This is a genomic window from Dongia sp., assembly GCF_041905885.1.
Classification (GTDB): Bacteria; Pseudomonadota; Alphaproteobacteria; order Dongiales; family Dongiaceae; genus Dongia.
In genome coordinates this window covers 91,753-114,825 of sequence record NZ_JAYRKD010000008.1, presented here as the reverse complement: position 1 = coordinate 114,825, position 23,073 = coordinate 91,753, and the positions used below count along the sequence as shown (strand labels likewise).

The window sequence follows — 23,073 nt, the reverse complement described above, 5'->3', positions numbered from 1 at the left end:
GCAGCTGCATACCGCGTTAGGATGGCATCCACCCCGCCCTTGGTCTAAAATTACCAAGGTGACCGAGGGAGTGACGGACGCTGGTTGCCTTGCGGGAAAAGAGCGTCGAGCAGGCCGAGCCGCGTCGCGGGCTCGGCAGCCTGGCGTCGCGGCTGTTCCGGCCGCGCCCGGGGATCGGGCTCCGCCTGCTCGCCGTCGTCGTGCTGTTCAGCTCGGCCGTCACCCTGGTGCTGACCTCGATCGAGTTCTACCTGGACTACCGCCGGGGGGTCGATGCGATCGACGCGCGCCTCGACGAGATCGGCGCCGGCTATAGCGGCGCGCTGGCCGAAGGCCTGTGGAACGTCGATGCGCGCCAGATCCAGGCCGAGCTCGACGGCATCCTGCGCCTGCCGACCGTCACCCACGCGGCGGTGGTCGAGAGCGGCGCGACCACGACCCCGGTGCGGATCGAGGCCGGAGAGCACGATCCCGGCGACGTGAAGACGCGGGAATTCCCCATCACTTATCAGGTCGGCGGCACGCAGCGCCAGATCGGCACGCTCACCGTCGAGGCCAGCTTGAGCGAGGTCCGCCACGAGCTGATCCAGCGGCTGCTGGTGGTCGGCGTCGCCCAGGGCGCCAAGACCTTCATCGTCTCCGCCTTCATCCTGTTCATCGTGCATCAGCTGATCACCCGGCATCTGCAGGGGATCGCGGCCTTCCTGCGCGGCTTCCGGGTCGACCAACCGCTGCAGACCCTGCGGCTTCAGCGCGAGGCCCCGCCGGCCCCGGACGAGCTCGACGAGGTGGCCCAGGCGATCAACGCGGCATCGGCCGACCTCGGCAAGGCATATGAGGATCTGCGCAAGGCCAACGCGCAGCTGAAGGCGGACATCGGCGCGCGCCGGGCCGCCGAGGACGCGCTCCTGCTCAGCGAGCAGCGCATGCGCGACTATGCCGAGACCGCCTTCGACTGGTTCTGGGAAACCGACCTCGATCATCGGTTCAGCGTCGTTCCGGACGCGCTTTCGGATTGGGGCGTCAACCCGGCCACGCGGATCGGCCAAGGGCGATGGGACTTCGCCGCCGATATCGAGGAAGAGCCGGAGAAGTGGCGGGACCATTTCGCGATTCTCGCAGCGCATCAGCCGTTCCGCGATTTTCGCTACCGCACGGCCCGCGCCGACGGCACGGATGTCTGGGTGACGACCAGCGGCAAGCCGGTCTTCGACGCCGAGGGCAACTTCCTCGGTTATCGCGGGGTCAGCAGCGATATCACGCCGACGGTGCGCGCCGAGGCGGCGCTGCGGCGCGCCCAGGCTGCACAACTCGCCTTGCAGGCGCAGAAGATCGAGGCCGAGGAGGAGCGCCTGCGCTTGCTGCAGCGGATGATCGCCGCGCAGGAGCAGGAGCGCCTCAGGATCACCCGCGATCTCCACGACCAGACCGGCCAGGACCTGACCGGGCTGTCGCTCGGCCTGAAGAGCCTGGAGCCGGTGCTGGCCGACGCGCGCGGCCATGCGACCTTGCGCTGGCTGCAGGCGCTGACCGCGCAGATCGGCAGCAACCTGCACCGCACCGCCTGGGAGCTCAGGCCGACCGCGCTCAACGATCTCGGCCTGCTGCGCGCGCTCGAGACCTATACCGGCGACTGGAGCGAGCGCTTCGGCATCCGCGTCGACTACCATGCCGGCGATCTCACCCGGCGCTTTGCCGACGACATCGAGACCACGGTCTATCGCGTGGTGCAGGAAAGCCTGACCAACGTGCTGCGACACGCCGCCGCCAGCACGGTCAGCCTGGTGCTGGAGCTGCGTGACGGCACGCTGCGGGTGATCATCGAGGACGACGGCCGCGGCTTCGATGTCGAAGCGGTGGCGGCCCGGGGCCGGCTCGGCCTGCCCGGAATCGCCGAGCGACTCGCGCTGGTCGGCGGCAGCCTGTCGATCGACAGCAGCCCGGGCGCCGGCACGACGCTGTATATTCGCATTCCGATTGCCCAATCCGGCTGAGCGGCGCGTCAGGAATTCCCCTACAGCGGGGCCGGGATTCACCCGTCTATCGCTGCGCGCGCGGCGCTCCGTATCCTCACGCCACGATCCGTCGGAACGACCGACTCCTCGCCTTATGGCCGGAGCGGAACAGCCCCGCGACGGGAGGGTGGGATTTTGAACGCCTGCAACGGCAGCTAGCATGGCCAAGATCCGCGTCGTCTTGGCGGATGATCACCCGGTGGTCCTGGCCGGCATGAAAGCGCTGATCGAGGCGTCCCCGGATATCGAGGTCGCCGGCGAGTCGAGCAACGGGCATGCGGCCCTGCAGGTCCTGGACGCCAAGGCGCCGGATATCGCCATCATCGACATCTCGATGCCGGAAATGGGCGGTATCACCCTCGCCAACCGGATCGCGCAGGATCACGCAGCGACCAAGGTGCTGGTGCTGACCGCCCAGGAGGACCGCGCCTATGTGCAGCAGCTCCTGGGCGCGGGCGCCCGCGGCTATGTGCTGAAGCGCTCAGCCGCCGACGAGCTTATTCGCGCGATCCGCACGGTCCATGCCGGCGGCGTCTATATCGATCCCGCGATCGCCGACAAGGTGCGCGCCAGGAAGAACGCCGCCGAGCCCGCCGCCGCGGGCGTCACGCTCAGCGAGCGCGAGGAAGAGGTGCTGAAGCTCGCCGCTCAGGGCTGGACCAACCGCGAAGCCGCCGAGAAGCTCGGCATCAGCGTGAAGACGGTCGAGACCTACAAGGCCCGCGCGGCGGAGAAGCTCGATCTCCGCACCCGCGCCGAGGTTGTGCGCTACGGCAAGAGCCGCGGCTGGCTCGATGACGCCTAGAACCGGCGCGCTCCAGGCGCCAAGCTCTTGATCGCGCTGGCGATTGCGCTGGCCTTTAGCCTAGGATTGCCTTCGGCTGTGGCTCCGATGTTAAATGATCCGGGCAGCTCTAGGCGGGACAGCAACATGCCGAGAATCCGCGTCGCTCTGGCGGATGATCACCCGGTGGTGCTCGCGGGGGTGAGGGCGCTGATCCAGGCGGCGCCGGAGATGGAGCTGGTCGGCGAGGCCGCCGACGGCCATGCGGCACTGAAGCTGATCCTGGATGCGAAACCGGATGTGGTCGTCATGGACATCTCGATGCCGGGATTGACTGGCCTCGACCTGGTCCAGCGCGTCGGCGGCGAGCGCGACGCGGCCAAGATCCTGGTTCTCACCGTCCACGAGGACCGCGCCTATGTGCAGAAAGTGCTGGGCGCCGGCGCCCGCGGCTACTTGCTGAAGCGCTCCGCCGCGGAGGAGCTGGTGCGGGCGATCCGCGCGGTCCAGGGCGGCGGGCTCTACGTCGATCCGGCGATCGCCGGCAAGTTCGTGCAGGCGGAAGCGGGCGAGGGCGCGGTCGGCGACGGGCTGGCCCTGAGCGAGCGCGAGGAAGAGGTGCTGAAGCTCGCCGCCCAGGGCCATACCAACAAGGAAGCGGCGGCGCGCCTGGGCTTGAGCATCAAGACCATCGAAAGCTACAAGTCGCGCGCGATGGAGAAGCTCGGCCTGAAGACCCGCGCCGAGATCGTCCGCTACGGCCTCGCCCGCGACTGGCTGAGCGAGGCCTAGATGCCAATGGCGGCGCGAACCCGATCGCGGCTGAACGGCAGGTCGTAGAGCCTGACGCCGCTCGCGTCGCGGATCGCGTTGCGGATCGCCGCCGGGGTCGGGCCTTGCGCCGCCTCGCCGGTGCCGAGGAAGGGCTCGTTGGGGCGCGGGATGATATGGACCTCGATCGCGTCCGGCACGCTCCCGAACCTCAAGATCGGGTAGCTCGCCCAGTCGATGCTGGTGATGTGCGTCTGGTCGAAGGTGACCTGCTCGTAGAGCGTCCAGCTCATCGCCTGCAGGATGCCGCCTTCGGTCTGGTTGCGGATGCCGTCGGGATTGACGATCTCGCCGCTGTCGATCGCGGCGACCGCGCGCACCAGCCGGACATGCCCGCTGTCGCGATCGACCGCGACGGTCACCGCGAGTGCCAGATAGGCGGCGTGGTTCTTGTAGCGGGCGAAGGCGAAGCCATGGCCCTGGCCCGGCAGCTTCTGCCGCTGCGCCCAGCCGAATTTCGCGGCGGCTTCCTCGATCACCGCTTTCGCGCGCTGGTCGTCGAGATGCTTCAGGCGGAAGGCGACTGGGTCCGCATTCGCTTGCAGCGCCATGTCGTCCATGAAGCTTTCCAGCGCGAAGACATTGGCGTAGGCGCCGAGCGAACGCAAAGCCGAGACCCGGAGCGGCATCTCCGGCAGGAAATGCCAGAGGATCCGCCGGTTGGCGAAGCTGTAGAGCGGGTTGGCATTGCGGTCGCCGTTGCCGGCGGGCGAGATCTCGAGCTCGGCCGGCTCCGGCGGGAAGGCCTTGGCGATGCTGCGCCCCGCCAGCAGCGCGCCGGCGCCGCCCGGCCGGGTCGAGTGGGTGTTGGTCCAGACGTCGTGGTTCCAGGTGCTGATCGTGCCGTCGGCGGCGAGCGCGGCCTCGACCTCCATCAGCATCGCCGGACCGTAGGGCTCGTTGGCGTGCTCCTGCTCGCGCATCCACTGCACCCGGATCGGCTGGCCGGGCAGGGCATGCCCGATCACCGCCGCATCCGCCGCCGCGTCGTCGGCGCCGTTATGGCCGTAGCAGCCGGCGCCTTGCGCGTGGATGATGCGGACGTTCTCCGGCGGCAGCGCCAGCATCTCGGCGATCGCCTTGCGGTCGGGATAGACGCCCTGGGTATGCGACCAGATGGTCAGCATGTCGCCGTCCATCACCGCGATCGCGCAGCTGGGACCGATCGAGCCATGCATCATGTAGGGCCGGGTGAAGCGCGCCTTGAAGATCCGGTCGCCGGCCGGCGTCACCACCGAGCCTTCCTGGGCGACGGTGCCGACCTCGCGCTCCAGCGACTTGAGGAAGGCCGGGAGGTCGCTCATCGCCGGCAGGCCGGCGGTCTCGTTCCACTGGACCGCGGCGGCGAGCGCGCGCATCGCCTGCACCGCCTGGAACTCGCCTTCCGCAACCACCGCCAGGAAGTTTCCGTCCTGGACCACCGCCTTCACGCCGGGCATCGTCTTGACCTTGGACGCGTCGAGCGAAGCGATCGCCGCGCCGGGGCTGGGGGCGCGCACCACCCGCGCATGCAGCATGCCGCCCGGCCGCAGGTCCTGCACATAGGCGACGCCGCCGGTCACCTTGGCCGGGATGTCGGCCCGCGGGAAGGGCCGGCCCATCACCTTGAAGTCGGCGTTGGATTTCAGCGGCGCATCGGGCTGGGCCGCGACGTGGAGATTGATCGCGGCCGCGAGCTCGCCATAGGTGAAGGGGCCGATCTTCTTCCCGGCAGGCTTCTGTGTCTCCGGGGCCACGTTCTGCCGCCGCGCCGCTTCGGCGACGAGAAGCGCGCGCACCTGCGCCGCGGCGTTGCGGATCGCGGTGCCGCTGTTCGGCATCGACTGGCTGCCGGCGGTGTAGCCTTCGTTGGGCGTGCGGCCGGTATCCGCGGTGACCAGGGTGATCTCCGCCGGCGCCACCTCGAGCTCCTCGGCGGCGACCTGGATCAGCGCCGTCTTCACGCCCTGGCCGAGCTCGGCCTTGCCGGTGAAGACGGTGATCGCGCCGTCGCCGTCGATGCGGATCCAGGAATCAAGCTGCGCGTCGTTGGCGAGGCTGCCCGGCAGCTTCGGCGCCTCCTGCGCCATTCCGCGCCCGACGAGCGAGAAGCTGACGATCACTGCGCCGGTGCCGGCCAGCAGGCTGCGGCGGGACAGTTGATTGACCATTGGGTCGTTCATCAGCCGGCGCTCCCGTTCCGGGCGTTGTTGGCCTGTTGCATGAGGTCGCGGGCACGGTGGATCGCGCGCAGGATCCGCATATGGGTGCCGCAGCGGCAGAGATTGACTTCCAGCGCCTGGCGGATCTCCCGCTCGTCGGCATTCGGGCTCGCTTGCAGCAGCGCCTGCGCCCGCATCATCATGCCGGGAATGCAATAGCCGCACTGCGCCGCCTGCTCCTCGATGAAGGCCTGCTGCATCGGCCCCGGCTGGTCGAGCGTGCCCAGGCCCTCGACGGTGGTGACCCGGCGGCCTTCCATCAGCATGACCGGAGTCACGCAGGAGAGCACCGCCTTGCCGTCCACCATCACCGTGCAGGCGCCGCATTGCCCGAGACCGCAACCGAACTTGGCGCCGTTGAGCTTCAGGTCGTTGCGCAGGACGTAGAGCAGCGGCGTGTCCGGGTCGCTGTCGATCGATTGATCGGCGCCGTTGACGTTGAGCTTGATGGCCATGGCGATCTACTCCCCAAACTTATTCCACGGATCCGACATTGGCGGGGCCGCGTTCGATTCCATCGGAGGGCCGGACCCGCACGGTATGCGCGCCGGAGCGGGTGTTGGCGACCTGGGAGTCGAGTCCGGTCCACTCGGACTGCTTGGTGAAGGTGCGACGCAGGTGGTTGAGCAAGGCGACGATATCGTCATCGCCGAGGGTGTCGCCGAAGGCCGGCATCACCGCGCTCAGCTCGCCGTCGGCCGGCGGCAGCCCGAACATCACCACGTTGATGATGTTCTGCGGATCGGGTGCATTGACCGCGGTGCTCAAGTCGAAGGGCAGGCCGCCGAAGGGCAGCGGTCGCCGGCCCTCGTGGCAGCCGGCGCAGGCCGAGCGGTAGATCGCGGCGCCGCGGTCCTGCTGTTTTTCCGGCAGCGCCTGGCTGTCGCTGGAGATGGCGACTGCGAGCGGCGCGGCGCCGACCTTCTTGCGCAGCTCCTCGGCCTGCAGCATGCGCTCGGGCGAGGTCGGGCCGATCACGCTCGCGACATAGGTCGCGATCGCCGCCACGTCCGGGTCGGGCAGGCCGGCGAGGTTGCCGGTCACTTCCGCCATCGGCCCGCGCGAGACGCCATGCTCCGGGTGGAAGCCGTGGCGCAGATAGAAGGCGAGGCTGTCGCGGTTCCAGGGTATCGGCGCCGGCGACTGCGCATTGATCGCATAGGCGTTCCAGCCCTCGGCGGTGCCGCCGCCGAAGGCCGCGGCGCGGCGCTCGGCGCCCAGGGGATTGCGCGGTGTGTGACAGGCGCCGCAATGGCCCAGGCCCTCCGCGAGGTAGGCGCCGCGGTTCCATTCGTCGCTCTGCGCCGGATCGGGCCGGTAGGGGCCCTGTTTCAGGAACAGCAGATCCCAGGCGGCAACCAGCGGGCGGATGTTCAGGGGAAAGATGAGATCGTTGCGCGGCGCGGCGGCTTCCACCGGCTGGCGCGTCATCAGATAGGCATAGAGCGCGCGGTTGTCCGCGTCGGTGACCAGGGTGAAGTGGTCGTAGGGAAAGGCGGGATAGAGATGCGTGCCGTCGCGGTCGGTGCCTTCGCGCATGGCGCGGCGGAAGGCCTCTTCGCTCCAGTTGCCGATGCCGGTCTTTTCATCCGGCGTGATGTTGGTCGAGTAGATCGTGCCGAACGGCGTCGGCAGCGCGAGCCCGCCGGCAAAGGCCTTGCCGCCTGGGACCGTGTGACAGGCGATGCAGTTGCCGACCGCGGCCAGCGCGGCCCCGCGCTTCACGCTTTCGGGATCGAAGCTGCCGGGGTCGGGCCGCGCGATGCGGGTGATCTCCGACTTCCAGGTCAGCGCGATGAAACCGGCGCAGAAGATGATGAAGAGGACTGCGAGAACCAGCAGAACCCGGACAAGGCGCATGGCAAGTCTCCCGCGACAATAACCCGCGGGGCCCGGCTTTGTTCACCGGATCGGCGTGAATTACTCGACCCGGGTGAGCGGCCCGTAGGTCTCCGGCCGGCGGTCGCGGAAGAACTGCCAGGTGTTCCTGACCTCGCGGATCAGGTCCCAATTCATGTCATGGACGATGAGTTCGTCCTTGTCCCGGCTGGCAATCGCCTCGATCTGGCCGCGCGGGTTGACGAAATAGCTCTGGCCGTAGAACTCGCCGATGTTCCAGGGCGCTTCCTTGCCGACCCGGTTGACCGCGCCGATATAGCAGCCGTTGGCCACCGCCGAGGCCGGCTGCTCCAGCTTCCAGAGATGCTCGGAGAGGCCGGCGACCGTCGCGGACGGATTGACGATGTACTCGGCGCCGTTGAGGGCGAGGGCGCGCCAGCCTTCGGGGAAATGCCGATCGTAGCAGATATAGACACCGAGCTTGCAGTAGCGGGTCTTGTAGACCGGGTATTCGGTGTTGCCGGGCTTGAAGAAGAACTTCTCCCAGAAGCCGGCGACCTGCGGGATATGGGTCTTGCGGGTCTTGCCGAGGTAAGCGCCGTCGGCATCGATCACCGCGGCGGTGTTGTAATAGACGCCGGGCATCGCCTCCTCGTAGATCGGCACCACAATGACCATCCGGTGCTTCTTGGCGAGCTCCTGCATCAGCTGGGTCGTGGGGCCGTCGGGGATCGCCTCGGCCGCGGCATACCATTTGGCGTCCTGGCTCGGGCAGAAATAGGGCTGGGTGAAGACCTCCTGGAAGCAGAGCACCTGCACGCCCTTCTTCCCGGCTTCCTCGATCAGCGGCAGATGCGCGTCCAGCATCGCCTTGCGGATCTCCTCCGGCGATTGGTCGGTGGAGGCCTTGAGGCTCATCTGGATGAGGCCGCCGCGCAAGGTGGTCATGATTTCCCTCCCCAATGGAATGGGGCAAGCTTGGCCCGATCGGGCGGTTGCGGCAAGTGCAGTGCTGGCCCCCGCGCCGGTGCGGGCTTGCGGCGGCCCGTTTCGACGCCCATCTAACCGTCATGCCCTACGATTCATTTGAACATGTCGGGTCCCGTCCTGATGAGGAACTGGACCCCTATTCGGCCCGGGTTTCCAGGACCTTCGAGACGGTCGGGCCCGCGGTCGTTCACATCCTGGCGCATGCCGGCGAGAAGGGCCGGGGCGGCACCGGCTCCGGCGTGCTGTTCGCGCCGGACGGCTACCTGCTGACCAATTCCCATGTGGTGAGCGGGGCCGCGAAGCTTTCCGGCAGCCTGACCGACGGCCGCCAGTTCGACGCCCAGCTGATCGGCGACGATCCGGCGACCGATCTCGCGGTGCTGCGCCTGCAGGGCGCCGGCCTGCCGCATGCGGATTTCGGCAGCTCCGGCCGATTGAAGGTCGGGCAGCTAGTGGTCGCGATCGGCAATCCGCTGGGCTTCCAGGCGACGGTCACCGCCGGCATCGTCAGTGCGCTCGGCCGCACCTTGCGCTCGCCCAGCGGGCGGCTGATCGAGAGCGTGATCCAGACCGACGCGCCGCTCAATCCCGGCAATTCCGGCGGCGCGCTGGCCGACGGCAACGGCCGGGTGGTCGGCATCAACACGGCGATGATCGGCCGCGCCCAGGGCTTGTGCTTCGCAATCGGCATCGACACGGCGATCGACGTGACCACGCGGCTGATGAAGGACGGCCGGGTGCGCCGCAGCCGCTTGGGGCTCGGCGCCCAGACCATCATGCTCGACGCGCGCCTCGCCCGTCGGCTGCGCCGCGCCGAAGGCTCAGGCGTGCAGATCCTGGAAGTCGCGTCGGGCGGTCCCGCGGCGGAAGCGGGGCTGGCGAAGGGCGACGTCATTCTCGATTTCGCCGGCAGCCCGGTCTTCACGGTGGATGACCTGCATCGGCTGCTGACCGCCGAGATCGCCGGAAGTAGTACGCCGCTCACCGTGATCCATGGCGCACAGATCAGGACCGTCGTGCTGAAGCCGGTTCTCGACGCATAGCGGCGGCGCGCAGCCGCAGCAGCAACGGCCAAGCATACCAGATTCCCAACAGCAGGATGAGGATGCCGCCGCCGGCCGCGATGCCGAGCGTGGCATTGCCGAGGCTCTGCCCGACCGCGACCATGATGTCGCCGGCTAATCCTAGGCTGAGCGGCAGCAAGGCCGCGGTCACCAGGCCGGAACCGAAATGCAGCATGCGCGGGTTATCCTCGCCGTCGAAGGAGATGCGATGGATCGCGGCCGGTGCCATCAGCAGGATAATCGCCAGCACGACGCAGAGCAGAGCGCCGACATGGGCCAGCTTCGGCCCGTCGGGTAGCTTGGCGAAGGCCGGGGTTAGCATGACGATCAACTGGAAGCCGAACAGGGCCTGCGCGCCCGGCAGGATCACCCGGGCCTCGGTCAGCATTTGCTCGATCTTGGTGGTAACGCTGAGGGTCTCGCGGTGCAGATCCATGGGCTTCTCCTTGTTGCGTCGGCGCCGCAGCACCCAAGCCAGGGCGAACCAGATGGCCAGCGAGAGCGCCACCATGATCGCGCCCGCGGCGAGTCCGATCGCGGTGCCGAAATCCGCGCTGAGCACGACGACCAGATCGCAGCCGAGGCTGGCCGCGAACAGCAGCAGCGCCAGCGCGGACGAGCGCGTGGTCATCGTCAGCATGGTTGGGCTCGCTTCGCCCTTTTCCAGGAGCCGATGCCGGCAGGAAGGGGCGATCAATACGCCGATCGTCACCGCCATCAACAGGATGCCGATTGCGGTCAGGGTCTTCCTGCCGTCATCCAGCGCGGGGAATCTTTCGTGGAAGACCGCCTGGAGTTGAAAGCCGAACAGGATCTGCGAGCCCATCATCAGCATCCGGGTCTCATCGAGGGCGGTCTTCAGCTTCCGTTGCATGCTCATGCGGCACCAATCACACCCTCGCGGTGGAGTTCCTCACACCGTTAAGGTGCGTCTCGCTGTTACATTATTCAGTGAAATTGCGGCATTTTTTGCCCGAATTTCCGGAACAACGACCGGCGGCCTTCATTGAAAAGGACAGCGGCGGCCAACGTCGCTTGTCAGAACCCGAGTGAAGGAGAGTTTGGATGGCGCAGACAGGAGGACGTGGCTTCGCCTCGATGGATGAAGACAAGCAACGCGCAATAGCAGCGAAGGGCGGACATGAGAGTGGCGGCAACTTCCGCAACGATCCGCAGCGTGCAGCCGAGGCCGGACATAAAGGCGGCCAGGTCAGCGGCGGCAACTTCAAGTTCAACCGCGAGCGGGCCGCAGAGGCCGGGCGGAAGGGCGGATTGCGCTAGGGCGCACGCGTCCGATCAGACGATCTGAGTCCACTCTGTCGTCAACATCAGGAGGCGAATGAAAGCGAGAGCGGAGAGGCCCATCCTCTCCGCTCTTCGTTTTTCATGATGAGGATCGTCACCAGAGTCCGGGGAGGAGGCGGAAGCGCACACGATCGCGATACGCACCATAACCTGCAAGATTACGCATCAGGAACTGTTCTTCATCGCGCAGGCGCGCGATCAGCACCGCCACGGTGGGAATAAAGGCAGCCAGCCCCCACCAGGAGCCGAGGGCGAGCGGCGTGCCGAGAAACATCAACAGGACGCCCGAATACATCGGGTGCCGGACCCGCGCATAAGGCCCGCTCGCGATCACCCGCTGTCCTTCGGTGATGGTGACGGTCGCGGCGGCATAGGAGTTCTCGCGGAACACCCGGTACATGACCGCGAAGCCGAGCACCATCAGCAGGTCGCCGATCAGCACGACGCTCACCGGCACGAAGGACCAGGCCCGGCCCCAATCCAGCCCCGAGACGATATAGAGCGCGCAGAGGCTCAAGCCCGCGAACCACTGGATCCGCTTCTGCGCCGGCTCGCGTTCGGCTTGCGGCCCGACATCGAGGCGCCGCGCCACGAGGGCGGAATCGCGCTTCAGCAGCGAAGCGGTGGTGAGGGCGCAGCAGGCGAAGAACAGCGCGAGATAGAGCCAGCCCTGCCAATAATGAAGCGTGCCGGCGGGTAGGAAGACCAGCACCGCCATGAAGGGTATGAAGCCCAGCAGCCGGCGCCAGGCGCGCACCGCGAGGGTGGGGTCGGAGACCGCCATCGTTCATAAGAAATGGGTGGGCGCGGGGGCGCCGTCCAGTCCTACTTGCCGGCGCCGGCGGTCAGGCCCTTGATGATGTAGCGCTCGAGCACGATGCCGATCACCACCAGCGGCGCGATCGCCGAGGTGGCGAGGGCCGCCATTGCCCACCAGCTGATGCCCTGCGATCCGGTCTGGCTGGCGACCATGACCGGCAGGGTCTTGGCATTGGTGCCGGTCAGCAGGGCTGCGAAGAAATATTCGTTCCAGCAGAGGATCAGCGACAGGATGAAGGCCGCCACCATGCCGGGCAGCGCGATCGGCATCACGATCCGGAAAAACACGCCCCAGACCGAGAGGCCGTCGACCTGCGCCGCTTCGTCGAGCTCGACCGGGATGGTGTCGAACTGGTCGCGCATGATCCAGATGACGATCGGCAGCACGGTCAGCGTGTAAAGCAGGATGATGCCGATCCTGGTGTCGAGCAGCGCCAGCTCCTTGTAGAGGACCAGGAAGGGGAGGGCGAGCACGACCGGCGGCAGGATGAGCTGCGAGAGGAAGAAGAAGGAGATGTCCTTGTTCTTCATCCAGAGGAATTTGTATTGGAAACGGCTCAAGCCATAAGCGGCGAGCGAGCCGATCAGCACCGCCAGCAGCGAGGCGCCGACCGAGGCGATGATGCTGTTCAGGAATCGCCCGAGGAACTCGTCGCGCACGGTCGAGACCTGGTCGATGGTATCCGGCGAGAGGCCGAGCGAGCGCCAGCCGATCCAGGCCGGCTGGAAATCCACCCAGGGCACGATATTGCCCTGGGTCACGTCGCGCGCGGTCTTCAAGGTGGTTGTGATGGTCCAATAGACCGGGAACAGCGAGACGAAGGCCCAGAAGATCAGCGCGGCGTAGATGCCGGTACGGCCCAGCAGCCGCCTGTTGCGTTGGGCCGGGGTCTCGGCGGCGCCCTGATAGGTCATCTCGGCGGCGGTCATCACGTCACCTTCTTCATATGCTTGCTGACGAAGTTCAGCAGCAGGGTCACGAAGATGATGATCAGGACCAGGTAGAACATGGCGAGCATGGTGCCGTAGCCGACATTCGAGCGGTCGCGGTACTGGCGGAAGATGTAGCTGGAGACGGTGTCGGTGGCGCCGCCGGGGCCGCCATAGGTCATGTTGATGACGATGTCGGCCAGCTTCAGCTTGAAGATGATGCGCAGGACCACCGCGGTCGCCGAAACCGGCAGCATCAGCGGGAAGGTGATCTTCCAGAACGACTGCCAGGGCGTCGCGCCGTCGACCCTGGCCGCTTCCTGCACGTCCTTCGGCATCGCCTGCAACCCGGCCAGCAGCAGGATCATGATGAAGGGGATCGAGACCCAGGCATCCAGCGCCTCGATGCTGAAGCTCGCGGCCCAGCCCGAGCCGAAGAAGTTGGGCTGGCTCCAGCCGAGCTCCTTGGCGAGCCGCGCCAGCGGGCCGAAGCGGACTTCCATCAGCGATTTGCCGACCATCCAGGAGACCGCGACCGGGCTCAGCATGAAGGGGATCAGGAAGGCGACGCGCCAGAACTTGCGGGCGCGGATCTCGGCGTTGAGCAGCAAAGCCAGCCCGAAGGCGATCGCGTATTCGACCAGCACCATGGCGACGTAGAAGACCATGTTGCCGAGCGCCTTCCAGTAAAAGGCGTCGTGGAACAGCTCGACCAGGTTGTCGATGCCGTTGAAGCGGCGGCCCTCGAAGGAGGAGAGGTTCCAGTCGGTGAAGGCGATGTAGAGGCCGAAGAAGGTCGGGAAGATCACCACCGCGACGGTGTAGAGTGCCGCCGGCAGCACGAACAGCGCACGCTGCCCGGCCTCGCCGCGGATCATCACCTGCGCTGCCCCGAGTGCCACCGCCCAGACGATGTAGGCGTAGAGGGTGGGGCGCCAGGTCTCGAACTGCAGCGGACCGCTGCCGGCGGCGTCCAGCGCCTGCAGCACCACCACCAGGCCGAGGAGAAGCGTGGCACCCCAGATCAGCGCGCGCCCGGCGGCCTTGCGCCCCCCTCCAATTGGATCGGGCGAAATCGGATCGGTGAAGGTCTCGGCGCTCGCCATCAAGAAAGTCTCATCAGCCGCGAAAGCTCTGGCCTAGATAAACGATCGGCCGGTGACGCCGCAAGCGCCACCGGCCGATACGATCACTCTATCGACAAAGACTGCCGGGAACTAAAGACCAAGCGAGGCCTTGTAGAGCGCCAGCTGCTTGTCGCGGCCGATCTGGTCGGTGATCTTCTCCCAGGCCGCCGCGATGTTGTCGGCGCCCTGCTGGACCGGCACCTGGCCGGCGAAGATCTTCTGCAGCTCGTCCTCGGCGGTCGAGTAGTACTGGAAGATGCCGGGGATGCGCGGCTCGATCGCGGCATTCGGATGGTTGTAGGAGTCCTTCTCCGAATTGAGATAGCTGGTGATGAAGCCTTCGTCGTAGCCGGCCGCCACCCACTCCGCGGTGTTGAAGTGGCTGTTGCGGTAGGGCTGGAAGCCCGACGGATAGGCCGCGCACCACAACGACAAGTCCTTGCCGCCGAGATGGGCCGCCGCCGACCAGGCGGCTTTCTGCTTCTTGGAGTCGCTGTCCACGCGGGCCATGACGTACACGCCCCAGCCGATATAGGCCATGTTGGGGGCGTAGTTCGGACCGCTGGCAAGCGTGTCCCACTTGCCGGTCTTGGAATTGTAGACGTCGTCCGAGCCGGGCAGGATCGAGAAGCCCACCACATCGCCGATGACCGAGGAGTCGTTGGTCTTGGCGTTGGAACCGACGTCGCCCCACCAGGATACCATCGAGCCGACGCCGGCCAGGAACTGCTGGAACGCAGTCGTGCCGGGATCGGCGTTGATCTGGTCGGCCGGCTCATACTGCAGCACATCGACCACGTCCTGGATCGCGCGGACCCAGGCCGGGTTGTTGATCCGGGGCTTCATCGTATCGGCGTCGAACAGCCAGGCCTTGTCCTCCGGGTGCTTCGCGTAAGCCGTGGCGCGCGAGCCGAGGAAGTAGAAGCCGAAACCACCCCAGCCCTTGCAGGGATCGAGATAGCCGAAGGCATCCTGGCCGCCGACCTGCTTGCCCTTGAGGAACTTGGTGACCGCCTGGACCTGCTGCCAGGTCTTCGGCACGCCCCATTCGCCCGCGCCGCCGCCGTCCTTCCAGGCCTTCGCCAGATCCGCGTCGGTGAAGTAGTCGGTGCGGTAGTTGAAGTTGTGACAGTCGCCGTCGCAGGAGATGCGATAGGTCTTGCCGTCCCAGGTGCCGACCGGAGCCTTGAGGTAATCGACATAGTCATCCATGTCGATCTGCTTCTTGACCCAGTCCGGCATGACCGAGGCGAGACCCTTGCCGCAGACGTCGCCCTCGAAGGGTGCGCCCATCTCGATGATGTCGAAATCGACGGTGCCGGTCGCGATCGCCTGCTGCAGGCGCGGGTTGTAATCGGCCTGGGCGAGATCGATCCAGGTGATCTTCGCGCCGGTATAGGCCTCCCAGGGCTTCAGGAAGCCGCGATAGAGGAAGTTGTGCTGGTTCTGGTTGTTCAAGCCCATGAACGTCAGCTCGACGCCCTTGAACTCGCCTTCCTTGACCGAATCCTTGGTGGCCTGCAGGCACATCTCGCCGACTTTCTGCCAGTCGGCATCCGTGGGCGAGCCCTTGCCGACGCCCGGAATCTTCAAGAGATCGGCGCGGAAATCGGCGCGCGCATCCTTCGGGAACGAGCCGAGCGTGGTGGCGCCGGCGGCGAGGGCGCCTGCCCCGGCCATGCCTTTCAGCACCTGCCGGCGGCTCGCCTGCATCGCGAGTTCATAGATATGGCTTTTCATCGACGTCATCCTCCCCGGAAGAAATTCTGTTTTCGTGTTCCGCAGATCGCCGAGCTTTTGGGCGCCCAGTCTTTGTCGCGGGTCGAGACCACACACGGAAATCGAGCGCTTCGGTCGAAACGCTCTGGTTATTCGCGATCCAGCCCTTTTTGGCCCATAAAATCGGTTTAAGCGGCCGAAGGAGTATTGAAGCAGTTGCGCAGAGTGTCAATAAACTCTCTATTCATCGGCAAAGAACGCGGGCGTCTAACGCAGTTGCGAAATGAACCAATTCGGAGGCCGCCACAGTCGCTACGGGCTGGGGCGGTTCCGGATAGACTTCAGCCCAGCGGTCGGGTAGTTCAGGTTTCAAATCAATCGCTAGCGTATGGGGAGCGAGAATGGCCCAGGTTACCATCCGAGGCGTGAAGAAGACCTTCGGTGCCGTCGATGTGATCCACGGCGTGGACCTCGACATCGCCGACGGCGAGTTCGTGGTGCTGGTCGGCCCCTCGGGCTGCGGCAAGTCGACCTTGCTCAGGATGATCGCCGGGCTCGAGACCATCAGCGGCGGCACGATCCAGATCGGCGAGCGGGTGGTGAACCATCTGCCGCCGGCGCAACGCGACATCGCGATGGTGTTTCAGAACTACGCGCTCTACCCGCATATGACGGTCGCCGACAACATGGCCTTCGCGCTGAAGCTCCGGAAGACCGACCAGAAGACGGTCGCTGACCGGGTGCAGAAGGCGGCCGACATCCTCGGCCTGAAGCCCTATCTCGCCCGCTATCCGCGCCAGCTTTCCGGCGGCCAGCGCCAGCGCGTCGCCATGGGCCGCGCCATCGTGCGCGATCCGCAGGTGTTTCTGTTCGACGAGCCGCTCTCCAACCTCGACGCCAAGCTCCGGGTGCAGATGCGCACCGAGATCAAGGAACTGCACCAGCGGCTGAAGACAACCACCATCTTCGTGACCCACGACCAGATCGAGGCCATGACCATGGCCGACCGGATCGTGGTCATGCATGACGGCATCATCGAGCAGATCGGCACGCCGCTCGAGCTCTATGACAGCCCGCGCAATCTCTTCGTCGCCGGCTTCATCGGCTCGCCGGCGATGAATTTCCTGAAAGGTGCCGCGAAGGGCGACGGCTCGATCGATGTCGGCGGCACGCGCCTGCCGGTGGCGGGCAAGCACACGGTCGCCGAGGGCCAGCCGGTGGTCTATGGCATCCGGCCGGAGCATCTCGAGCTCGCGCAGGACGGCTTCCCGGCCAAGATCGCCGTGGTCGAGCCGACCGGCTCGGAGACCATGGTGGTGGTGCGCATGGGCGAGGAGGAGGTGGTCGCTCTGTTCCGCGAGCGCCATCAATTCGCGCCGGGCCAGACCGTGCATCTGCGCCCGCGGGTCGAGCAGGTACATCTGTTCGACAGCCAGTCGGGCCAACGGGTCTAAAAGATCAAACAGGGGAGACTTCTCGAATGCTGAAGGGGATCCATCCGCTTCTGAACGCGGACGTGCTCTATGCCTTGCGTGCGATGGGGCATGGCGACTATCTCGTGCTGTCGGACACCAATTTTCCGTCGGACTCGATCGCGCGCCAGACCACGCTAGGCCAGCTGCTCAGGATCGATGCGCCGACCTCGGCCGAGGCCGCGGCGGCGGTGCTCTCGCTGATGCCGTTGGATACCTTCATCGACGATGCCGCCGGCCGCATGGAAGTCGTCGGCAAGCCGAAGGAAGTCCCGGCGGTCCAGAAGGAAGTGCAGAAGGCCATCGACAAGGCCGAGGGCAAATCCTGGCCGCTGGTCGGGATCGAGCGCTTCGCCTTCTATGAGAAGGCCAAGGGCGCCTATGCCGTGATCCAGACCGGCGAGCGCCGCTTCTACGGCTGCTTCATCCTGACCAAGGGTGTGATCTCGCCGGACGTGAAGTACTAGTCCGACATGTCCGACTCCATCGTCATCCTCGGCGTCTTCGTCGCCGATACCGCCTATCGCGCGCCGCGGGCGCCGCGCATGGGCGAGACCATCCTGGGGACCAGCTTCGCGCTGGGGCCGGGCGGCAAGGGCTCGAACCAGGCGGTGGCCGCGGCCAAGGTCGGCGGCAATGTCAGCTTCATCACCAAGCTCGGCAAGGATCCCTTCGCCGATATGGCGCTCGCCACCTGGAAGGCGGCCGGCGTCACCCCGGCGGTGACGCAGATGGACGACAACTACACCGGTGCGGCCTATATCTTCATCGAGGAATCGACCGGCAACAACGCGATCATCGTCTGCCCGGGTGCGGCGACCACGATCAGCGAACGGGACATCGAGGCGCGGTCCGACCTCATCAAGTCCGCCGCGGTGTTCGTGACCCAGCTGGAGCAGCCGCTGCCGGCGGCGTTGCGCGCGCTGGAAATCGCCAAGGCGGCGGGGGTCACCACGATCCTCAACCCCGCGCCCGCGGCGCCGCTCGACGACCGGGTCTTTTCACTGTGTGACTACGTGACGCCGAACGAGACCGAGACCGAAGCGCTGACCGGCATGAAGGTGGATTCCGTGGACAACGCCCGCAAGGCCGCGGATGTCCTGCTGCGCAAAGGGGCCGGCGCCGCGATCATCACGCTCGGCGAGGCCGGGGCCCTGCTGCACAGCGAGCGCCGTTCCGAACTGGTGCCGGCTTACAAGGTGGCGCCCGTGGTCGAGACCACCGGCGCCGGCGACGCCTTCAACGGCGGTTTCGCCGCCGCTCTCGCGCGCGGCAAGAAGCCGATGGAAGCGGTGCGCTTCGGCTGCGCGGTCGCCGGCATCTCGGTGACCCGCCCCGGCACGGCACCCTCGATGCCGAGCCTGGCGGAAGTGGAAGCGGTGCTCGCCGCCGGAAAATAGCCGCTCAGGCGATCAACACTCAGGCGATCAGGGTCGCGGTGAACAGTTCCTGCATCGAAGCCCAGCTCGCCTTGTCGGCGGCTTCGGAGTAGCGCATCGCCGGATTGTTGCGCTTGTCGGCTTCGACATTGGTGAAGCTGTGCACCACGCCGCCATAGAGATGCATCTGCCAATCGACGCCGGCATTGCGCATCTCGTCCTCGAAGGCGTTGCGTTCCTCGGGTTTGATGAAGGGATCGTCGGCGCCGATGCAGACCAGCACCCGGCCGCGATAGGCCTTGGCGTCGCTCTTCGGCGCGGTGGTCGATAGCCCGCTGTGGAAGCCGACCACGGCCATGAGGTCGGCGCCGGAGCGCGCGAGCTCCAGCGACATGGTGCCGCCGAAGCAGAAGCCGATCGACGCGGTGCGCTCCTTGGCGACCTCTTCGCGGCCTTTCAGCAGCTTCAAGGCGGCGAGGCCGCGCGCCCGCATCCGCCTGGTGTCGGCGTAAAGCGGCTTCAGGAGGCCGAGCGCCTCGCCGAGATCCTGGACCAGCCGGCCATTGCCGTGGATGTCGCAGGCCAGCGCCGCATAGCCGAGCTTGGCCAAGCCTTCGGCGCGATGCCGGGCATGGTCGCCGAGCCCGAAGGCCTCCGGGAAGACCAGCACGCCGGGCTTCGGCTCGGTGCCGGCCTCGACGAAGAGCTCGCTTTTGAAATGAAGGCCGTCGGCCTCATAGGTCACGGTCTCGGTTCGCATCTTCTCTCTCCAGCGGGAATCATCAGTCGCGCAACTCCGGCGGCAGCTCGACCGGTCGCCAGGCATGGCCGTTGCGCTCGAGCAGTTCATCGGCGGCGGCCGGCCCCTGGCTGCCGGAGGGATAGGTCGGGATCGGCCCCTCATCCGTCGCCCAGGCGTCGAGCAGCGGCTGCACGATGCGCCAGGCCTGCTCCACGGTGTCGGCGCGCATGAACAGGGTCGGGTCGCCGATCATCACGTCGTAGAGCAGGGTCTCGTAGCCGACATTGGGCTCGCGCGGGAACCAGTCGTTGTAGTGGAAGTCCATCTTCACCGCGGCCAGCTCCACCACCGGCCCCGGACGCTTCACCTCGAATTGCAGCGAGATGCCTTCGTCCGGCTGAATCCTGAGCACCAGCCAGTTCGGTCGGAGCCCGCAATGCGGCATGTCGACGAAGGGGGCCGCCGGCGCCTGCTTGAAGCGGATCGCGATCTCGGTCTTGCGGTCGGAGAGATGCTTGCCGGTGCGGATGTAGAAGGGCACGCCAGCCCAGCGCCAGTTGTCGACCTCGAGCTCAAGCGCCACATAGGTCTCGACCGTCGAGTTGGGCGCGACATCGGGCTCGCGGCGATAGGCGACCGCCTTCTCGCCGTTGACCGTGCCGCCAGCATATTGGGCGCGGACCGCGTGTTCCGGGGTCACCGGCCGGATCGCGTTCAGGACCTCGGTCTTCTTGTTGCGGATCGAGCCGGCATCGAATCGCGCCGGCGGTTCCATCGCCACCAGGGAAAGCAGCGAGAGTACGTGGTTCGGCACCATGTCGCGCAAGGCGCCGGTCGATTCGTAGAACTTGCCGCGCTTCTCGACTCCCACGGTCTCCGCCGCGGTGATCTGCACGTGATCGACCCGGTCGCGATTCCAGATCGGCTCGAACAACCCGTTGGCGAAGCGGAACGCCATGATGTTCTGCACCGTCTCCTTGCCGAGATAGTGGTCGATGCGGAAGACCTGGTTCTCGCGCAAGGTGTTGAGGATGTGGTCGTTGAGCACGCGGGCGGATTCGACGCTGTTGCCGAACGGCTTTTCGATGACGACGCGGCGCCAGAAGCGCTTGCCGTCGCCGTCGAGGTTCTGGTGGACCAGGCCCGCCTCGCCCAGCCGGTCGACGATGGTCGCGAAGAACCGGTCGGCGACCGCGAGATAGAAGATCGCGTTGCCGCCGGTCTGGTAGCGGCGGTCGGTCTCCTCGAGCGCGGCACTGATCTTCTGATAGAGCGCCAAGTCGTTGAGATCGCCGCGGAGATACTGCATGCGTGGCGCGATCTCGTGCCAGACCGCGTCGTCGATCTCGCCGATCCGACTCTGGGCACGCTCCAATCCGGCGCGGAGATCGTCGCGCCAGCTCTCGGTCGAGCGGTCGCCGGTGCCGAGGCCGATCAGCGCGAAGTTCTGCGGCAGCAGCTTGGTCTGCGCGAGGTTGTAGAGCGCCGGCATCAGCAGGCGATGGGTGAGATCGCCGCCGGCGCCGAAGATCACCATGGTGCAGGGGTCGGCGGGATCGGGGACGCGGCGGGGCGGCGCATCGACCCGGGCGGCGGGCTTGCGGTGCATCTCGTTCATGCCGGCGCCTATTTCTTCGGCCGTTCGAGATGCCCGCCGAAGCCGAAGCGCATCGCCGAGAGCAGCTTCTCGCCGAAGGTATGCTCCTGGCGCGAGCGGAAGCGGGCGAACAGCGAAGCCGCCAGCACCTCGGCCGGGACGGCCTCCTCGATCGCCGCCTCGATGGTCCAGCGCCCTTCGCCGGAATCCTGGACGAAGCCGGAGAAGCCGTCGAGCGCCGGGTCCTTCAGCAAGGCCGCGGCGCTCAAGTCCAGCAGCCAGGACGTCACCACGCTGCCGCGCCGCCAGACCTCGGAAATGTCGGCCAGGTTCAGCTCCATCCGCTCGGCTTCGGGCAGGTCCTTGGAATTCTTGTTGCGCAAGATGTCGAAGCCCTCGGCGAAGGCCTGCATCATCCCGTATTCGATGCCGTTGTGGATCATCTTCACGAAATGCCCGGCGCCGGCGGGACCGGCATGGATATAGCCGCGCTCGGCCTGGCTCGGCTCGCCCTCGCGGCCGAGCGTGCGCGGCACCTCGCCGATACCCGGCGCCAGCGCCGACCAGATCGGGTCGAGATGCTGAACCACGTCCTTCTCGCCGCCGATCATCATGCAATAGCCGCGCTCCAGCCCCCAGACGCCGCCGGAGGTGCCGCAGTCGATGTAGCGGATGCCCTTCTCGGCCAGGGCCGTGGCGCGGCGGAGATCGTCTTTGTAATAGGAATTGCCGCCGTCGATGATGATGTCGCCGGATTGCATCAGCGCGGCCAGGCGATTGACGGTGTCCTCGGTGATCTGGCCGGCCGGCAACATGACCCAGACCGCGCGCGGCTTCTGCCTCAGGCCCTTGACCAGGGCCTCCAGCGAATCGGTGCCGACGGCGCCTTCCTTGGCCAGTGCGTCGAGGGTTTCCGCCTTGGTGTCGAACACCACGCATTGGTGTCCGGCGCGCATCAGGCGGCGGGCGATATTGCCGCCCATATTGCCGAGGCCGATCAAGCCGAGTTCCATGGAGGATCCTTATTGCAGGGGGATGAGTGCCACGTTAGCCCGATGCGATCGGCGCTGGCAATTTTTCCGCCGCGCCCTAAGGTGTCGGCGCTCCCTCAAATCCGTCAGGAACAAAAGATGACAGCCTCGGTCGTGACCAGCGCCCCCGTCTTGTTCGGCTCGCACAAGAATTCGCTGGGCGAAAGCCCTGTTTGGGACGCGGATAAGGGGCGGCTGCTGTGGTGCGACATCACCGAGGGCCTCATTCTCGCGGCCGACCCGAAAGGCGCCGTCACCGAACGCTGGACCTTTCCCGGCAAAGTCGGGTCGTTCGGCCTCTGCGCCAGCGGGCGGCTGGTGGTCGGCGTGGCGCGCAGCGTCTATTTCTTCAATACGGCCGACGGCAAGCTCACGCCGCTCGTCGCGCTCGACCATGAGCCGGCGGTCAATCGCCTGAACGACGGCAAGATCGGGCCGGACGGCGCCTATTGGGTCGGCACTATGGACGACCGGCCGGTGCGCGAGGCGCAGGGCACGCTCTATCGCGTCACCGCCGACGGCAAGGCGGAGGTCAAGCTCAGCGGCATGACCGTCCCCAACGGCATCGCCTGGGGACCGGGCGGCACGGTGATGTATCATTCGGATTCGCGCGGGCGCTGGATCGACGCTTATGACTTCGAGACTTCGACCGGCGCCTGGTCGAACCGCCGCCGTATCGTTGCCGAGATCGCTGAGGAAGCCGGCCGTCCCGATGGCGGCGCCTGCGACGTCGAAGGCTGCTATTGGAGCGCCGGCGTCTCGGCGGGCGTGCTCAACCGCTTCAGCCCGGAGGGCAAGCTGCTCGCGACCGTCAAGCTGCCGTTCCCGGCCGCGACCATGCCCTGTTTCGGCGGCGAGGACATGAAGACCATGTTCGTGACCAGCCATGCTGACGGCAACGCGGCGTCGCATCCGCAATCCGGACGCCTCGCCGTGCTGCGCCTCGCGGTCGCCGGCGTGCCGGTCGGCAAATTCGCCGACCGCTAGTCAGGGATTAGCGGAAGCGCCAGACCCGGGTCGTGGTCCGGGAATTGGCCGGGCGCACGACCCAATGGCCGAGGTTGGCGATGCCCGGTGCCGTGGCCAGCCCTGTCGCCGGACGGGATTGCGACAGGTAATGCGCCTCCAGCCCCGGTTTGGAGGCTTTGAGGCGTTTGATGAACCGCATGGAATGCTCCGTGAACGGCCACCGGAATCGGCGGCCACCCCCATAAGCTGGGATGTCGCA

General features: G+C 66.7%; 22 protein-coding genes. 9 read left to right on the top strand and 13 right to left on the bottom strand.

Features of this window, described 5'->3' with window-relative positions:
• Positions 1-89 precede the first annotated feature (89 nt).
• From ACH2CY_RS10690 to ACH2CY_RS10680, 3 genes are all read left to right on the top strand, one after another.
• Positions 90-1,994 (top strand): ATP-binding protein, encoded by a 1,905-nt coding sequence (locus ACH2CY_RS10690; protein WP_395018845.1) that lies wholly within the window; start codon positions 90-92, stop codon positions 1,992-1,994.
• Positions 1,995-2,175: 181 nt separating this feature from the next.
• The gene (locus tag ACH2CY_RS10685) at positions 2,176-2,820 is read left to right on the top strand and encodes a response regulator (protein ID WP_395018844.1); all 645 of its coding nucleotides are present in this window, start codon (positions 2,176-2,178) and stop codon (positions 2,818-2,820) included.
• Positions 2,821-2,946: 126 nt separating this feature from the next.
• Positions 2,947-3,591 (top strand): response regulator, encoded by a 645-nt coding sequence (locus ACH2CY_RS10680; protein ID WP_395018842.1) that lies wholly within the window; start codon positions 2,947-2,949, stop codon positions 3,589-3,591.
• Here ACH2CY_RS10680 and ACH2CY_RS10675 read toward each other — a convergent pair.
• Genes ACH2CY_RS10675 through ACH2CY_RS10660 form a run of 4 tightly spaced genes read right to left on the bottom strand, consistent with a single transcriptional unit; the run spans position 3,588 to position 8,618 of the window.
• Entirely contained in the window at positions 3,588-5,792 is a 2,205-nt protein-coding gene (locus ACH2CY_RS10675) for a molybdopterin cofactor-binding domain-containing protein (protein WP_395018840.1), read from the bottom strand. The two genes, ACH2CY_RS10680 and ACH2CY_RS10675, sit on opposite strands and share 4 nt — an antisense overlap.
• Positions 5,792-6,286 carry a (2Fe-2S)-binding protein gene (locus tag ACH2CY_RS10670; RefSeq protein WP_395018838.1) on the bottom strand — a complete coding sequence of 165 codons (495 nt, stop codon included), beginning with the start codon at positions 6,284-6,286 and terminating at the stop codon, positions 5,792-5,794. The genes ACH2CY_RS10675 and ACH2CY_RS10670 overlap by 1 nt, the downstream gene beginning before the upstream one ends.
• 19 nt (positions 6,287-6,305) lie before the next feature.
• Complete coding sequence (locus ACH2CY_RS10665) at positions 6,306-7,691, bottom strand: c-type cytochrome (RefSeq protein WP_395018836.1); 1,386 nt, start codon at positions 7,689-7,691, stop codon at positions 6,306-6,308.
• A 60-nt stretch (positions 7,692-7,751) separates the two neighbouring features.
• Complete coding sequence (locus ACH2CY_RS10660) at positions 7,752-8,618, bottom strand: nitrilase-related carbon-nitrogen hydrolase (RefSeq protein WP_395018834.1); 867 nt, start codon at positions 8,616-8,618, stop codon at positions 7,752-7,754.
• 122 nt (positions 8,619-8,740) lie between these two features.
• Here ACH2CY_RS10660 and ACH2CY_RS10655 point away from each other — a divergent pair, with 122 nt between their 5' ends.
• Positions 8,741-9,703 (top strand): S1C family serine protease, encoded by a 963-nt coding sequence (locus ACH2CY_RS10655; protein WP_395018832.1) that lies wholly within the window; start codon positions 8,741-8,743, stop codon positions 9,701-9,703.
• Here ACH2CY_RS10655 and ACH2CY_RS10650 read toward each other — a convergent pair.
• Positions 9,666-10,604: a DUF6328 family protein gene (locus ACH2CY_RS10650; RefSeq protein ID WP_395018831.1), complete on the bottom strand. Its 939-nt coding sequence runs from the start codon at positions 10,602-10,604 to the stop codon at positions 9,666-9,668. The genes ACH2CY_RS10655 and ACH2CY_RS10650 overlap by 38 nt on opposite strands.
• A gap of 185 nt (positions 10,605-10,789) precedes the next feature.
• Here ACH2CY_RS10650 and ACH2CY_RS10645 point away from each other — a divergent pair, with 185 nt between their 5' ends.
• Complete coding sequence (locus ACH2CY_RS10645; RefSeq protein ID WP_395018829.1) at positions 10,790-11,005, top strand: general stress protein; 216 nt, start codon at positions 10,790-10,792, stop codon at positions 11,003-11,005.
• A 118-nt stretch (positions 11,006-11,123) separates the two neighbouring features.
• Here ACH2CY_RS10645 and ACH2CY_RS10640 read toward each other — a convergent pair whose 3' ends face one another.
• The 4 genes from ACH2CY_RS10640 to ACH2CY_RS10625 all read right to left on the bottom strand — a co-directional run bounded on the left by ACH2CY_RS10640 (position 11,124) and on the right by ACH2CY_RS10625 (position 15,645).
• Positions 11,124-11,813, bottom strand: coding sequence for a methyltransferase family protein (locus tag ACH2CY_RS10640; protein WP_395018827.1), 690 nt, complete (start codon positions 11,811-11,813; stop codon positions 11,124-11,126).
• Positions 11,814-11,854: 41 nt separating this feature from the next.
• Complete coding sequence (locus ACH2CY_RS10635) at positions 11,855-12,778, bottom strand: carbohydrate ABC transporter permease (RefSeq protein ID WP_395018825.1); 924 nt, start codon at positions 12,776-12,778, stop codon at positions 11,855-11,857.
• On the bottom strand, positions 12,778-13,884 hold the full coding sequence (locus ACH2CY_RS10630) for a carbohydrate ABC transporter permease (protein WP_395018823.1): 1,107 nt from the start codon (positions 13,882-13,884) through the stop codon (positions 12,778-12,780). Before ACH2CY_RS10630 ends, ACH2CY_RS10635 begins: the two co-directional genes overlap by 1 nt.
• 111 nt (positions 13,885-13,995) lie before the next feature.
• Positions 13,996-15,645 carry an extracellular solute-binding protein gene (locus tag ACH2CY_RS10625; protein ID WP_395018822.1) on the bottom strand — a complete coding sequence of 550 codons (1,650 nt, stop codon included), beginning with the start codon at positions 15,643-15,645 and terminating at the stop codon, positions 13,996-13,998.
• 380 nt (positions 15,646-16,025) lie between these two features.
• On the opposite strand from ACH2CY_RS10625, the gene ACH2CY_RS10620 reads away from it, so the two are divergent.
• The 3 genes from ACH2CY_RS10620 to rbsK are packed head-to-tail and all read left to right on the top strand — an operon-like array spanning position 16,026 to position 18,496.
• The gene (locus tag ACH2CY_RS10620) at positions 16,026-17,078 is read left to right on the top strand and encodes an ABC transporter ATP-binding protein (RefSeq protein WP_395018820.1); all 1,053 of its coding nucleotides are present in this window, start codon (positions 16,026-16,028) and stop codon (positions 17,076-17,078) included.
• A 26-nt stretch (positions 17,079-17,104) separates the two neighbouring features.
• Entirely contained in the window at positions 17,105-17,563 is a 459-nt protein-coding gene (locus ACH2CY_RS10615; protein ID WP_395018818.1) for an RbsD/FucU family protein, read from the top strand.
• A 6-nt stretch (positions 17,564-17,569) separates the two neighbouring features.
• Positions 17,570-18,496, top strand: coding sequence for a ribokinase (rbsK, locus tag ACH2CY_RS10610; protein WP_395018816.1), 927 nt, complete (start codon positions 17,570-17,572; stop codon positions 18,494-18,496).
• Between the two features lie 19 nt (positions 18,497-18,515).
• Here the strand turns inward: rbsK and ACH2CY_RS10605 are convergent, their stop codons facing one another.
• From ACH2CY_RS10605 to gnd, 3 genes are read right to left on the bottom strand one after another with little or no spacing between them, the layout of a single operon-like run.
• A complete protein-coding gene (locus ACH2CY_RS10605) occupies positions 18,516-19,235 on the bottom strand; it encodes a dienelactone hydrolase family protein (protein ID WP_395018814.1) in 720 nt (239 codons plus the stop codon).
• A gap of 22 nt (positions 19,236-19,257) precedes the next feature.
• Complete coding sequence (gene zwf / locus ACH2CY_RS10600; RefSeq protein ID WP_395018813.1) at positions 19,258-20,835, bottom strand: glucose-6-phosphate dehydrogenase; 1,578 nt, start codon at positions 20,833-20,835, stop codon at positions 19,258-19,260.
• Positions 20,836-20,843: 8 nt separating this feature from the next.
• Positions 20,844-21,827, bottom strand: coding sequence for a phosphogluconate dehydrogenase (NAD(+)-dependent, decarboxylating) (gene gnd, locus ACH2CY_RS10595; protein WP_395018812.1), 984 nt, complete (start codon positions 21,825-21,827; stop codon positions 20,844-20,846).
• 117 nt (positions 21,828-21,944) lie between these two features.
• Here gnd and ACH2CY_RS10590 point away from each other — a divergent pair, with 117 nt between their 5' ends.
• Positions 21,945-22,832: an SMP-30/gluconolactonase/LRE family protein gene (locus tag ACH2CY_RS10590; RefSeq protein ID WP_395018810.1), complete on the top strand. Its 888-nt coding sequence runs from the start codon at positions 21,945-21,947 to the stop codon at positions 22,830-22,832.
• Positions 22,833-22,839: 7 nt separating this feature from the next.
• On the opposite strand, the gene ACH2CY_RS10585 is transcribed toward ACH2CY_RS10590, so the two are convergent.
• Positions 22,840-23,013: a hypothetical protein gene (locus ACH2CY_RS10585; RefSeq protein ID WP_395018809.1), complete on the bottom strand. Its 174-nt coding sequence runs from the start codon at positions 23,011-23,013 to the stop codon at positions 22,840-22,842.
• Positions 23,014-23,073: the final 60 nt, after the last annotated feature.